Origin of the sequence: Photobacterium sp. TY1-4 (genome assembly GCF_025398175.1) — a bacterium.
Lineage (GTDB): Bacteria > Pseudomonadota > Gammaproteobacteria > Enterobacterales > Vibrionaceae > Photobacterium.
The window spans coordinates 1,583,800-1,597,976 of record NZ_CP099735.1; the positions used below are offsets into that span (position 1 = coordinate 1,583,800).

A 14,177-nucleotide genomic window follows, 5' to 3' on the forward strand; every position below is an offset into this window, starting at 1 on the left:
GTCACAAATTTAACATTTTAACCCAAACTGAATATGAGTTATTTTTTGGGTTATAGTTTTGTTTTTGTTGTTAATTTTGGTTTTTATTTTTGATTATTTATTAAATCACGGTTTTTATATCTATATGTTAACGATTTTATCAAATTTATTATCTTGTTGTTTTGTATGAATTAAAACCCTGTTGTGTTTAGTATTGGCGACACATTATGCCAATCCAATAGGTTTTACGTGAATAATACATTATTACAAACAAACAAAACGGAAGATCAAAAAGTCACGCTGTCCAAGCGTGATATCCACTGGATGCTAAGTCTGTTCGGGACTGCGATTGGTGCAGGGATCCTGTTCCTGCCAATCAACCTGGGGCTTGGCGGCATTTGGCCCCTGGTCCTGATGGCGGTGCTGGCGTTTCCGATGACGTACCTGGCGCACCGTGGTCTGGCGCGCTTTGTGCTCTCTTCCTCTAACCCGAAAGCTGATTTTACCGATGTGGTGGATGAGCACTTTGGTAAAAACGCCGGTCGAATGATCTCTTTGCTGTATTTCCTTTCTATCTATCCAATTTTGCTCATTTACGGCGTGGGTCTGACCAATACAGTCGACAGCTTTTTGGTGAACCAGTTGGGGCTGGCGTCACCACCACGCGTGTTGCTGTCTGGTGGTCTGGTGTTCGGTATGATCGCGATCATGATGGCGGGCGAAAAAGTCATGCTGAAAAGCTTCGAAGTCATGGTGTACCCGTTGGCGGGGATCCTGGGGATTCTGTCTGTGTACCTGATCCCGAACTGGCAGATGCCTGATCTGTCGATGCCGTCGATGGGCGACTTTTCGATGACAGTCTGGCTGGCTGTGCCGGTGGTGGTGTTCTCGTTCAGCCACGCAGCGGCGGTTTCCAGCTTTGCCAATATTCAGCGCCGTCATTACGGTGAAAATGCGGTGAAGAAAACCGATCTGATCCTGAATCGCACCGCGATCATGTTGGTGACGTTTGTGCTGATGTTTGTCTTCTCTTGTGTACTGACGCTGTCTCCGGAGCAACTGATCCAAGCCAAAGCGGATAACATCTCGGTGTTGTCATTCCTGGCGAACGTGATGGATAACCCGATCATTGCCACGCTGGGTCCACTGGTTGCATTTATCGCGATCACTTCTTCTTTCCTGGGCCATTTCTTGGGTGCGCGTGAAAGCCTGAACGGCTTGCTGGCGAAGAACACGAAGATGGGTGCGAAATCGGCGGATCGTCTGGGTATTGCGGTGATGTTCGTCACCATCTGGATCGCTGCAGTTGTGAACCCAAGTATCCTGGGGATGATGGAAGCCTTGTCGGGTCCGGTGATTGCAATGATCCTGTTCATCCTGCCAACGTACGCCATCTATAAGGTGAAAGGAATGGCGCAATACCGCAGCTGGACCAACATTTTCGTGTTGGTCACCGGGGTATTGGCCATCTCGGCACTGCTGGTGAACTTGTAACCACGAGTATCTTATCCTGCACAGATTGAAAACAGGCGCTTCGGCGCCTGTTTTTGTTTGTCCGGCAGGGCAAGCCAAGACGTGGCAGGGGTGGCGGGTAGGGCTTTCGCGGCCGGGAAATGTTTGGCTGAAAAGAATCGAACAAGGTTCTGTCTGTTACGATGTGGTGGTAATCTAGTACTTCATATTCATATGCAGAAGAGGAAATAGTGTGCGAGTGCTTACTGGAACGGTCCTGATGTTCTGGCTCTTCTCTGCGGCGGCGCAAACCGAGCAGCATGAGCCGGGCAGCGTTTTTATCAATGAACTGAAATCCAAAGACAGGATGGAATTTGTCGGCGGCGGCAGTCGGCCGGTCGATAACCATATGGTCGATAAAAACAGTGTCTATCAGGATGTGAACCGAACGGACCCGACGGAATTCGGGGCCGGGATGAAGTTTAATGCGACCGATGATTTCAGCATTTCGATCCAGGCCGGGGGCGAGCTGATCGAGCAGCAGAATGTGGAAGTCGACAGCGGGGCATTGGTTTTCGAATTCAGCTACTAAAGCTCCTGCCGTGTTCTGATGTCTTGCGGTGCACGGGAGCTGTCTCTCTGTACCTGATCGGCCCTTTCGTACATGGCTGTCTCCCTCTCTGGAGCGTTCTCCCGAACAAGGCTGCCTTTCTGCTCAGGACTGTCCCGCCCGACGTTTCTATTCGTCGTCTTTCTGGATTTACAATGTAAAGTGTCGTTGATAGCTGATTTGGCTGTTTCGAATCCCTTCGACAGTGAAGTTGTGCCAATAAGTTCATATAAGGTAGTATATGCTCCTTTCATATAAATCACGCTTACATTGATAGGGATGATAATGACAGCGACCGCATACCTGAATTCACTCAACCAGGACTACCTGGCCATCCACCGCACCAAGGAAGACTTTTTCTGGGAAACTTACATGGGCATGAGTGATGACCATGAAGGTTCTGCCAAGGCAGAAACGGCCTGGAACCAGTATCTGAGTGATCCGGCCAACATTGCAGAGGTTCGCCATCAAATTGAATCAGCGCAGGCGCTGCCGGAATCTGAGCAAAAAACGCAAACCTTGCTCGGGCTGAACGGCTGGCTGGCGATGTTCAAAGCGCATGCGCTGGAATCGGCGCAGGCCCGCGAACTCAAGGCTGCATTGATTAAGTTTGAAGCCGCGCTGTTCGAGAAAAAGCAGAACCATGTGATGACCTATGTCGATGAGCAGGGACAAACGGCAGAAGGGTCGCTCCCGGTTCTGGCGGCGAACATTCGCACCAGCGATCAGGAAGCGGTACGCCGCAGCGCGCATCAGGCCCTGCTGGATCTGGAGCAATGGTTATTGCAAAACGGGTTTCTGGAGCTGGTCAAGCTGCGGAATGCCTTCGCCCGCTCGCTGGGGTATGACAACTTCTTTGATTACTCTGTGGTCAAAACCGAGCAGATGACTGCTGACGAGCTGTTTGCGATTCTGGATGATTTTGAAGCCCGTACCCGGGACAGCCATCTGCGTAGCCTGCATCAGCTGGCGCAGGATAAGGGTGACGAAGCGCTATTGGGGCACAATTTCATCTATTCGTACTCCGGGGATGCGATGCGCGACCTGGATCCGTATGTCCCGTTTTCACAGTCGCTGCGTCGTTGGGTTGAATCCTTCGGCCGGCTGAATATCGATTACTCCGGTGCCGAGCTGACGCTGGACTTGCTGGATCGCAAAGGCAAGTACCAGAATGGCTTCTGCCATGGCCCAATCCCGTCCTTTTATGATCAGGACAACTGGGTGGCTGCCAAGGTCAACTTTACCAGCAACGCCAAGCCGGATCAGGTCGGCAGCGGCTTTGACGGCATCAACACCTTGTTCCACGAAGGCGGCCATGCAGCGCACTTTGCCAACGTGAAAATGAACTCGCCGTGTTTCTCGATGGAGTTCGCACCGACGTCCATGGCCTATGCCGAAACGCAGTCGATGTTTTGTGACAGCCTGCTGACTGATGCCGACTGGCTCAAACAGTATGCGCTGGACGCGGCAGGTAATCCGGTGCCGGATCACCTGATTAAGGCAATGATCGACAGCAAGCAGCCGTTCAAGGCCTACGAAGAGCGCAATATTTTGGTGGTGCCGTATTTTGAGCGGGCGCTGTACCAGTTGAGCGAAGAAGAACTGACACCGGAAAACGTGACCCGCCTGGCCCGCGAGAAGGAAATGCAAATTCTGGGACTGGCCTGCAGCCCGCGTCCGCTGATGGCGATCCCGCACCTGCTGTCTGATGAAGCAGCTTGTTCGTACCAGGGGTATCTGCTGGCGCATATGGCGGTGTACCAGACCCGTGCCTATTTCCTGGAGAAATTTGGGTACCTGACGGACAACCCGGAAATTGGTCCATTGCTGGCGAAACACTATTGGCATACCGGGAACAGCGTCAACCATAATGGCACTATTGAGAGCCTGACCGGTGAAGGCTTCAATGCCAAATACCTGGCCGATGCCTGTAACCTGACGGCCGAGCAGGCTTGGGAAGCGGCTCAGGCGAAGATGGCGTCGCTGCAATCGCGTCCGCGCGCAGAGCCGGCATCACTGAATGCAACGATTCAGGTTGTCGACGGGGCGAAAACACTGGCCAGCAATCAGATCTCTGATGAAGCCATGTGTACTGCCTTCGAAGACTATATCGTGAGTCACTACGGCCGATAATCACCACCTGATCACAAGGCGCAAGCCCTGAAACAACAAAACGCCGATGAAGAGGATTCATCGGCGTTTTTTGTTTGAGCAGCCATGTAACGGCGCTGCGGGTTATTTCAGATGGTTGAGGTGGCTGACGGCGTCTTTGAGTTGCTCGTTAAGCTCCGGGTGGGTCAGCACCTGTTTGTCGGTGTCGAAGTTATCGTAGAAGCTCGGAATCGACAGGCTGGCTTTAACGACACCGTTGAAGTACGGCGCTGAATTCACTGCCGCAGCCAGGACACTCGCGCCGCCCATGGAGCCGGGAGAGGTTGACAGCAGCACCATCGATTTATTCTGAAACACTTTCGGCTCAATGCGCGAACACCAGTCGAACAGGTTTTTATACCCGACCGTGTATGAGCCGTTATGCTCGGCAAATGAAATCATGATGCCGCAGCTGTCAGTGATCTTGGCCAGAAAATCTTTGGCTTTCTGCGGGTGGCCCAGTTCAAGCTCCTTATCCTGGCTGTAGAGCGGCAGCTCGTAGTCGTTCAAATCCAATAGCTCGACTTCGACTTTATCCAGCAGGTTGGCAGCATACGTAACCAGTTGTTTGTTGATCGACTTGGAATGGGTGCTGGCTGCAAAAGCAATCACCTTCATAACGTGCTCCTTGTAGTGAAAGGTTGTGACTAGGGCAGGTTGCCCGTCTGAAATGCATCACACTTCAGACGGATACGTTGAATATCCTGTTGAGAGTATCTCAGACCTTGCCCCCGGAGAACACTCTTTAGCGTGACAACTGACGCACCAGCCAGTTATCGGTGGACACAGATCCGGCTCCGGAGAGCATCAGCGAGACGGATGCCGCCAGCAGTGCCAGACCGAACTCATAGCCGTTGTTCGCCAGAAAGAGGCCGTTTTCCAGGTGGACGCTGACAATCGCGACGACCATGGTCACGGCTAGGATCAGCGCGGTCGGGCGGGTGAGCAGGCCGAGTACCAGAAGCAGCCCCCCGAAGAACTCGGCACTGCCGGCCATTAAGGCCATCAACACACCGGGTTCCAGACCAATCGAAGCCATCCACTGGCCGGTACCTTCCAGGCCGTAGCCGCCAAACCAGCCAAACAGTTTTTGGGAACCATGGGCCATGAAAATGATCCCGGCCGGAATACGCAGGCTCAGGGCACCCATGCCGGCTTTGCTGTGCAGAATCGTCGTCAGTGTTTGCTTGTTCATCAGAGTTACCTCAAAAAATTCGAATGTCTGTTTTCTCGTGAGACAAGTTCGCATGCCTTCTCTCATCGCTTGGTTGTTAGTGTAGGTGAGCTAAAGCGCGGTGATAAGCCGTCAGATTTGAATAGATAGTTCGAATTTTTTGAACGACCAAAGGTAAGGCCCTGATACGCGTGAGATGCAGATCATGACCGTCAAAATCACGCCCCGGCGACCTGCAATTGGAAGGCCTGTTTTCACGGAACGCTCGTTTTCAGGCCATCAGCGGAGCATCGCAGGATTATGTCCGGCGCAGGCGTGTTTGCAGCGTCGGATGCGAGGTCACCAAATCATGAAAAGCTGATTTTTCGAGCACCAGTAACTCGCAATAGTCGGTCGCGACGACATCGGCATTGCGCGGGTTGTCGGTGAGCAGCGCCTGCTCCCCGAAAAAATCCCCCCGGCCAAGCGATATTGCGGGCTCACCGTGTCCGGCCCGGACTTCAACCGTGCCGGCAGCGATTAGATACAGGGCATCACCGACTTCCCCCCGGATCACGAGGGGTTCCCCGGGGGCAGCAACGCGGGTTTGCAGGCGACGGACAATCGCCTGGAGCTCATCGGGGTGGAGGGCACTGAATAAAGGCACCTGAGCGATAAGCTGGCCCGGGCTCAGCCGTTGCTCGGCAGCGTGGGTGATCTGAGCCCGTAGTTCCGGATGGTCTGCGGTGAGCTGCTGGAAATCTGTCAGTTTCAGCATCAGTAACTGGCAGTAGCTGATGGCCGTGACATGGGCATTGCGCGGAGCCTGGGTCAGCAGCGCCAGTTCGCCGAAAAAGTCCCCGCTGCCGAGCCGGACCGGTTTGGGGAGCACTTCGGCTTCAACTGCGCCGCTGGAGATAAAATACATCGCATTGCCGGGCTCGCCCTGGGTGATAATGCGCTCACCCGGCACCACCAGCAGCGGTGTCAGCTTGGTCGCGATTTGCTGCCGTTGGGCTGCTTGCAGCGGGGCGAAGAACGGCACCTTGGCGACCAGGGTTTCCGGCTCCAGGCCGAGATCCAGCTTCGGCTGGCGATCCATGATCCGGCTGCGTTTATCCAGCTCCCGGGTTAAATCCGCGAACACTTCCTGGCTGATCATATTTTCACTGAGCATCTGGCGATAATTGGTTTCTTCGAGTCGCAACGCCACCCGCACTAAATGGCGCTTCTGTAGGGTCTCGGCATAGTCAGGATATTGCAGACGCAGGGCGTCCAGTGCCTGGCGGGTGAGTTTCAGCCGGGTTTGCAACAGCGGGGCCAGGCGGTCGGCAACAGGCTCACCAAACAGCGGCGGGATCTTGTCCCGGTTGTAGTCCAGCAGCGACGTCACGACGGTTTCGACGACCGTCAGCACTTCAAACCGGTTGGCGAGCTGGATCGCCAGCGGTCGGATCAAGTGGCCATATTGCTGGAGCCATAAGGCGCATTTGAACGTCACCCCGTAACCCAATGTTTGCCGGTAGGCGTGATTGTAGCCTTCGACTTCGTTCATTTTCAGGCTGTCTTGCAGGGCATCGGCATGAAACAGCAGGGTTCGGCTGATTTTGGCGGAGTCCAGCCCGTCGGCAAAGCGCTGCAGGTACAGGTGCCGCTCATGATTGGTCAGGGTGGTCAGGCCGACACTGAGCGTGACAGTATCGGGCTGTGCGGTGTCAGTCGACATCGAGCGTTTGACCCGGCTCAGCCGCTGCTCGTAGATATCGGCAACCCCGGTCGCAATGGCAGGCGCGATGCGATCGGTGCGGGCGGCATGATCCAGCCCTTTGCGGATCCGTTTGATCGACAGGGCCATGACCCGGTTGCGGATCATCTGCTCCGCCGGCGGGAGGCGATCCAACCCAAAAAAGCGCATCATCATCCCCATGGTGGGTGCATTCACGAACAGGGTAATGAGCACAAAGCCGGTTACCAGCGCAGCGATGAAGGCTTTGATGTCCTGATCAATGCCCGGCGTTTCGAGGATCACCAGCGCCAGCGCGAGGGAAACGGCGCCCCGCAGACCTCCCCATAACATCACGGTGCGGAAGGTCAAGCTGATTTTCTGGCCCAGCCCGACCTTGTTGAGCAGGGGCAGGATCAGGTACAACACCACGCTTCGGGCGGCAAAGGCGGTGATGGTCAATACTGTCAGCGCCAGCAGCTGTGCCCCGGTAAAGGTGATCAGGACTTTGGGCACCAGTAACCCGACCAGGAAGAAGATCAGCGAGTTGGCCCAAAACGCCAGCTCTTCCCAGGTTTCGGTGAGGGCGTGCCAGGTTTTGGGGGAGATCTGGGTCCGGCCGTAGGAATTCATCAGGAGTCCGGCCGTGACCACGGCCATCACACCGGAGACATGAAGATAATGCTCGGCAAAGAGAAAACTGAGATAGGCCAGACAAATTGTCAGGGTGATTTCGACCAGCGGCATATTGCGCAGTTTGCCGATCAGGGCGGCGACCAGCACGGATGCGATCAGGCCGACGAGGATCCCGCCGCAGAAGACTTTGAGAAATTGCCCGGTGGCCGAGAGGAGTCCGGCCTGGGCCTCGCCGAGTAAGATAGCCACTAAAATCGTAAACAGCACGATGGCCGTCGCGTCGTTGAGCAGGCTTTCCCCTTCCACCAGAATGGTCAGCCGCTTCGGCGCGCCGAGGTTTTTAAAAATCGCCACAATCGCGACCGGGTCGGTGGCGGAAACAATCGCCCCCAGCAACAGGCAGGCGACCAGACTGATGTCGGAAACACCCCAGACCAGCACCCCGACCAGAACACAGGAAATCAACAGGCCGAGGACCGCCAGCAGCAGGATCGGGCCGATATCCCTCATCAGGTGGCGGGCATTGATATTCAGGGCCGACTCAAAGATCAATGCTGGCAGGAACACAAAGAACACCGCTTCCGAGGTAATGTTGAGGGCTTCAAGCGAGGCCAGAAAATCACCGAACAGGCCCGGCGGGTGTTCACCCCCTGCGGTCAGAACTAGGATCCCCAGCAAGCTCCCTGCGACAGCCAGCAGGACGGTATAGGGAAAATTGATCCGGTTGGCGATGGGCAGGAGCAGACTGGCAATGGTCAGCAGGCCGATCAGGCCCAGCACTAACAGAAAAGTGTCATGCATGCGCGTTCTCCGAGCGTCGCTGCCTGCCGTGGCGGTGAGTTTTCTCTCCCCCCGGATATCCGTTCGATGTTCAGTTGTGGGTTCTTATCAGATTAGTTCATTTTGGCTCGGTGATCGGCTGGCAGCCAGCGCTAAAACATGCGCAAAAGAGTGACGGCAGGCCGACTATACTGATTTTGAATACTGCTCAAAACAGGGGGTGTGATGGGGCTTTTGCAAAAGAGTCTGAAAGCACGGATGACGGCTTACTTTCTGCTGGTTTCCGTGCTGGTGGTGGTGGCGCTGGCGTTGGTGACCTATCAGCTGGCCGCAGCGACGCATCAGGAGATGGCCATCGCCCAGTTTGATGTGACTGCAGAGCATAAAGCTTCAGAAATTCAACGCTATATCGATGACCAGGTGGCGATTGTCACCGGTATGGCCCGGCTGGGAGAATTGCAACGGGCGGTCAGTGACTTAGTGGGGGAAACGCCGGACTCGACTCAGTACCAGACTGCCTACTTCAAGCTGGTTGAAATGCTTTATTTCTCGACGTTTCTCGATAGCCGGGTGGCACGGGTTTCCGACCTGACCGAAATATTTATGATGACCAAAGTCGGCGGCCATGTTTTTTTTTCCACCCAGCCGGTGCATGAGGGGGAGTACCGGCATAGCGATCAGTCTTTCATTGAGGGGCTGAAAGGCACCTTTGTGCAAAAAGTCTATCCGTCACCGGAAACTGCGGCGCCGACCTTGACCGTGTCGACCCCGCTGTACTCCCCGGTTGGTGAGTTGATCGGGGTTCTGGCCGCGCATATCCGGCTGTCCGTACTGGTGGAAATTGCCGGTCGGCAAAGTGCCCGAGCCGAGCCGGTGGCGTCGTATCTGGTTGATTCGCTCAACCGGGTGATTTCCGCCGATCGATTCGGGAGTGAAGCGTATCCCCGCGGGGTTCATAGCGAAGGGATTGATGCGGCTTTGCGTGGCGAGCGCGGCGCCGGGTTGTATGACAACTATGCCGGAGAGGCGGTGATTGGCAGTTATCGCTGGTTACCGACGCTGGGAGTTGCCCTAATCTCCGAGATCCCGGCCAGTATCGCGCTGGCCCCGGCGAACCGGTTCGGCGGGATGATCCTGGCCGTCGGCCTGCTGGCGGTTGGGGTACTCAGCGTGGGGATCTACCTGATCGCCGCCCGGATCACCCAGCCCATTACGGCCGTGACGGACACCACCCAGAAAATTACCGCTGGCGATTTGTCGCAGGTTGCGCCGGTCCTGACCGAGGATGAAACCGGGTTGCTGGCTCAGAACTTTAACCAGATGATCGGGCGGTTGAAGCATACCCTGGATGATTTGGCGGAAGCGCAGGAAAAATCAGAGCACCTGCTGCTGAATGTCCTCCCAGCGCCCATTGCGGCCCGGCTCAAGCAAGGGGAAGAAACGATCGCGGACAGCTATGCCGATGTGACTATTTTGTTTGCTGACATCGTCAACTTCACGCCCTTGTCCGCTGAGTTGGCGGCGGCGGATTTGGTCGGATTGCTCAATGAGATCTTTTGTGAGTTTGACCGCCTGAGTGAAGCCCGGGGCCTGGAGAAAATCAAAACCATGGGCGATGCCTATATGGTCGGGGCGGGATTGCCGATCCCGCAGGCTGATCATGCCGAGGTCATCGCTGAAATGGCATTGGATATGCTTGATGTGATTGCCTGCTTTAATCGCAAGCACCAACGGGACCTGAGCATTCGTATCGGCATCAACACCGGCCCGGTGGTGGCCGGCGTTATCGGGACCAAAAAGTTCATCTACGATATCTGGGGCGATGCGGTCAATACTGCCTCAAGAATGGAATCGCAGGGGTTGAAAGGGGGGATTCAGATCACAGAAGCGACCTACCGGCATCTTCGTGATCGCTATCTCTTTGAAGACCGTGGAATGATCGAGATTAAAGGCAAGGGCAAAATGCATACTTACATCCTCACCGGACGTAAGGACAACGCGGCGCAACAAGTCTAGAAGGGGAGATCGATGAAGGGATTGGTAGCCTTGATCATGTTAGCCAGCTTGATGTTGAGCGGCTGTGAAGAGCGATCTGAGCAGCAGCCGGAATTTCGGGTCGGGCTGATTGCGCCGGTGAGCGGCCAGATCCCGGAAGTTGGCCGGGCAACGGTGGAAGCGGCCGAACTGGCGGTGGCAACTGTGAACCAGCAGGGCGGGTTGATCATCAACAACCAACAATACCGGGTGGTGCTGCTGACCGAGGATAACCAGGATAATGCGGAGCATACCATCAGTGCGGCCCTGCGGTTGATTAACCAGAAAAATGTCAGTGCTATTATTGGCCCGCAGGCCAGCCGGAATGCGATTCCGGCTGCCAGATATGCTGAATATGCCAAAATTCCGCTGCTGAGCCCCTGGTCGACCAATCCCAGAACCACCCTGAACAAAGACTGGGTATTCCGGGTCGCGTATGTCGATACCTTCCAGGGACAACTGATGGCGAAGTTTGCCTATGACGAGCTGGGCGCGCGGACCGCTGCGGTGCTGTATGACGTATCCAGCGATTACAATCGCAAGCTGGCCGAAGTGTTCAGTACCGAGTTTCAGGCCATGGGCGGGATAATGGCTGCCTTTGAGCTCTATACCCGGGATGCCCCGAACCTTGAAGAGCAATTCCGGCAAATCAAATCGGCCAATCCGGATATTCTGTTCTTACCTAATTATTACAACGAGGTGCCGGAGCAGGCACGCCAGGCCCGAGCCGCAGGGATCACTACCCAGCTGTTGGGGAGTGACAGTTGGGCACAAATCCCCGAATCTGATCGGGATATTCTTGAAGGCGCATATTTCAGTGCCCACTATGCCGTTGATAAGGCGAGTGGTCAGGCGCTCAATTTTCGGGCTCGGTATCGCGAAGCCTACCAGCGGGATCCTGATGATGTCGCTGCCCTGACCTATGATGCGTTTGGTTTGTTATTTGAAGCGGCGAAGCGCAGCGGGAGTACCGAGCCGCAAGAGTTGCGTGATGCGCTGAGAACCATGCCTGAATACGAAGGGATCACCGGTCAGATTGAATTTCGTAATTCCGGCGATCCGACGAAGAGCGCAGTTTTAATGACGGTCAAAGACGGTCAGTTTATTTTCAGCCGATGGATTGCACCGCCTATGCTTCCCTGACAGGGAAAAAGTCGTTTTCAAACAGTGGTTTCAGGTGCGCACTAGAGTGCTGTCGTCACGCGCGGCGATTACTGATGTGACGGGATACAAACGATTAAGTTGTGATCTGACACTCAGAAATGTTTCTGTAATACCCATAAAGTATCATATGGTTACAGGTGTTTATTTTTCGTTAGGGAATGGTACTGCTATGGGTAGAATGTTAATTGGCCGCGATACCATACTCGATTTAGAATCCGTGGAATATAAGTGGATTGAAGCCCTGTCTCACGACGGGGTGAAGCATGAAGAGATCAATGCCAGTATTCAGCGTTGTCTGGGCGGAGATGATGAAAGCGCTGATTTATTGCGGCGGGTGGCGATGCGGCAGTGCCCGCCGAATATGTTGATCGAACACCTGGATGCCATGGAGAAAGGGGTTGCAATGAAAGGGGAGCGCTAGTCCGGCTCGATATGTTGCAAAACACAATATCCTGCGCACGTAATACCTTGCATATACAATACCTCGCAAAAGGACGCTGGCTGCGTCAACATCGCGGTCAGCTTTCAGCACAATTTCGGGACGCTACCGCCAATCATCCCAGCCATGCAGGGCCTGCTGGAGTTTCTCCTTACTCAGCACCCGACCCGCCTGAGTGGCCAGGGTTGCCAGAATTTTGAATTCGTTTTTGGTCAGTTTGATCGGCTCGCCCTGGTATTGCACCTCGTTGTTCACCAGCGAAAGGGTGAGGGCGCCGACTTCCAGGGTGGTCTCGGTCTGGCCGGATCGGCGGCGGAGCAGCACCCGGAGCCGGGCGAGCAGTTCCTCAAGGGCAAACGGCTTGACCAGATAGTCATCGGCCCCGCCATCCAGCCCTTTGACCCGATCGTTAATTTCATCCCGGGCGGTGAGGATCATCACCGGTAGTTGATGACCTGCCCTGCGAATCCGCCGGAGTACCTCCAGGCCATCGGTATCGGGCAGGGTGAGGTCGAGAATGATCGCCATAAACTCTTCGGTGTTCAGCGCCAGTTCAACCCCATTGCCTTGTTGTAACCAGTCGACGGTGTAGCCACGGCGGCTGAGAGAAGCCACCATGGATTCGCCGAGCATGGCATCATCTTCACCAGTAAAATGCGCATGACTATTGCAGTTCCTTCAGCTTAGTTGCAATTTCTTGTTGTCTGCCGCGATCCGCCAGCGGACGTCCCGGGCGCGGTGTGGCGCGTTGCGCTTTTTTCAGCATTTGCTCTGCTTTTTCATCATCGCCGAACCCGATCGGCCATCCGGGCACCTGGTAGTATAGTGAACCTAAGCTGGTATAAGCGGATCCTTCTAACACTTTTGGATTCTTATCAATCACTTCCTCGAGAAGGGATTTGGCCTCTTTGACCAGCGACAGCGCACCGAGGCCGCCGTCGACACCGGCCAGAGTGCTTTTGTTGATGGCCAGCCAGACTTTCAGTTCATTGTTGACCGGGGCATGTCTGAGTGCTTGCTGGTTTTCCTGGATCAGGGTTTCGAGGCAGCGAATTTTGTTATCTTCATTAAACACATCATATTTGCAGCGGGCCCACTGGTGCTGAATCGCTTCCAGGGTCATGGTCTCCGCGGCTTGGGTGTGATAGGTAAACAGCAGCGCGCCAGTGGCAATCATGGTGGCAATGAGCGGGTTACGTACTTTCATGGGGATGTCCTCTCAAGCTGAAATTACAGTGTCTTGCTGACAAATTCGGTGATTCGGGCATGTTGTTTGCGGATCGAGCTGCTCACGAGGCCCGGTAGCAGCTGGTTCAGCCGGACAAACAGTTTTTCCGGCCAACCTAACCAGGTGCAGGTTGATTCTTTTCGGAGCGCGGTGATAATCGCTGCAGCTACAGTTTCGGGTTGGTTAGTGTGGTTGCCCAGCGCGTCATTGAGCGCGGTCACCTGGTCGTCGTTCAGTCGGGTGGCCGTTGCCCGGGGGGCCAGATACAACATCTGGATTCCGGCCCCTTGCAGCTCGCGTTGCATGGCTTCACTGAAGCGGTGCAGGGCGGCTTTGGCCGCGCAGTAGGTGCTGAAGCCCGGATAGCCAATAACACCGAAGGTCGAACCGACATTGAGGATGATCCCCGGACGGTTGATCCAGCCCAACGCTTTCTGACTCAGTAGTACCGGCGCGATCAGGTTGAGTTGAAATTCCTGCTCAATCGAGGCGCCCAACCGCTGGGACAGATAGGCAAACTGATTGGTCCCGGCATTGTTGATCACCACATCAATCCGGATCCCCTGCTCGCGCCAGGTTCGGCAGGTGCTGTCGAGCGTGCTCAGCCCGTCCGGCTGACTGAGATCGGCAGTGATGGCCAGGTGCTGTCCTGGATTGGCCAGCTACGCTTTCAGGGCATCAAGTTTGTCCTGCTGACGCCCGACCAATACCAGGTGCGCACCGGCTTCGGCCAGTTTGATTGCCGTTGCGCTGCCGATCCCACCCGTTGCTCCGGTGAGCAAAATTCGTTTCTGATCAAGATTCATGGTCATCGTTCCTTGGAGTCAT

10 protein-coding genes and 2 pseudogenes are annotated in these 14,177 nt (G+C 55.1%); 6 read left to right on the forward strand and 6 right to left on the reverse strand.

Features of this window, described 5'->3' with window-relative positions; translation table 11 throughout:
* Window positions 1–303 precede the first annotated feature (303 nt).
* From NH461_RS23855 to NH461_RS23865, 3 genes are all read left to right on the forward strand, one after another.
* Complete coding sequence (locus tag NH461_RS23855; RefSeq protein ID WP_261604623.1) at window positions 304–1,473, forward strand: aromatic amino acid transport family protein; 1,170 nt, start codon at window positions 304–306, stop codon at window positions 1,471–1,473.
* Window positions 1,474–1,684: 211 nt separating this feature from the next.
* Window positions 1,685–2,023 carry a hypothetical protein gene (locus NH461_RS23860; RefSeq protein WP_261603446.1) on the forward strand — a complete coding sequence of 113 codons (339 nt, stop codon included), beginning with the start codon at window positions 1,685–1,687 and terminating at the stop codon, window positions 2,021–2,023.
* A gap of 303 nt (window positions 2,024–2,326) precedes the next feature.
* Window positions 2,327–4,174 carry a M3 family metallopeptidase gene (locus NH461_RS23865; protein ID WP_261603447.1) on the forward strand — a complete coding sequence of 616 codons (1,848 nt, stop codon included), beginning with the start codon at window positions 2,327–2,329 and terminating at the stop codon, window positions 4,172–4,174.
* 102 nt (window positions 4,175–4,276) lie between these two features.
* Here NH461_RS23865 and NH461_RS23870 read toward each other — a convergent pair whose 3' ends face one another.
* From NH461_RS23870 to NH461_RS23880, 3 genes are all read right to left on the reverse strand, one after another.
* Window positions 4,277–4,810, reverse strand: coding sequence for an NADPH-dependent FMN reductase (locus tag NH461_RS23870; protein WP_261603448.1), 534 nt, complete (start codon window positions 4,808–4,810; stop codon window positions 4,277–4,279).
* A 127-nt stretch (window positions 4,811–4,937) separates the two neighbouring features.
* Window positions 4,938–5,387, reverse strand: a complete 450-nt coding sequence (locus tag NH461_RS23875; protein WP_261603449.1) for a DoxX family protein — start codon at window positions 5,385–5,387, stop codon at window positions 4,938–4,940.
* Window positions 5,388–5,664: 277 nt separating this feature from the next.
* Window positions 5,665–8,505 carry a cation:proton antiporter gene (locus NH461_RS23880; RefSeq protein WP_261603450.1) on the reverse strand — a complete coding sequence of 947 codons (2,841 nt, stop codon included), beginning with the start codon at window positions 8,503–8,505 and terminating at the stop codon, window positions 5,665–5,667.
* A 204-nt stretch (window positions 8,506–8,709) separates the two neighbouring features.
* Here NH461_RS23880 and NH461_RS23885 point away from each other — a divergent pair, with 204 nt between their 5' ends.
* The 3 genes from NH461_RS23885 (at window position 8,710) to NH461_RS23895 (ending at window position 12,103) form a co-directional block, all read left to right on the forward strand.
* Entirely contained in the window at window positions 8,710–10,500 is a 1,791-nt protein-coding gene (locus tag NH461_RS23885; protein WP_261603451.1) for an adenylate/guanylate cyclase domain-containing protein, read from the forward strand.
* Between the two features lie 12 nt (window positions 10,501–10,512).
* A complete protein-coding gene (locus tag NH461_RS23890) occupies window positions 10,513–11,661 on the forward strand; it encodes an ABC transporter substrate-binding protein (protein ID WP_261603452.1) in 1,149 nt (382 codons plus the stop codon).
* 190 nt (window positions 11,662–11,851) lie between these two features.
* Window positions 11,852–12,103, forward strand: coding sequence for a hypothetical protein (locus NH461_RS23895; protein WP_261603453.1), 252 nt, complete (start codon window positions 11,852–11,854; stop codon window positions 12,101–12,103).
* Window positions 12,104–12,235: 132 nt separating this feature from the next.
* Here the strand turns inward: NH461_RS23895 and NH461_RS23900 are convergent.
* The 3 genes and pseudogenes from NH461_RS23900 to NH461_RS23910 form a co-directional block, all read right to left on the reverse strand.
* Window positions 12,236–12,783: pseudogene (locus NH461_RS23900) on the reverse strand (response regulator); the annotation flags it as partial.
* A 2-nt stretch (window positions 12,784–12,785) separates the two neighbouring features.
* Window positions 12,786–13,328, reverse strand: coding sequence for a hypothetical protein (locus NH461_RS23905; protein ID WP_410000122.1), 543 nt, complete (start codon window positions 13,326–13,328; stop codon window positions 12,786–12,788).
* 23 nt (window positions 13,329–13,351) lie between these two features.
* Window positions 13,352–14,155 (reverse strand): annotated as a pseudogene (locus NH461_RS23910) (SDR family oxidoreductase).
* Window positions 14,156–14,177 lie beyond the last annotated feature (22 nt).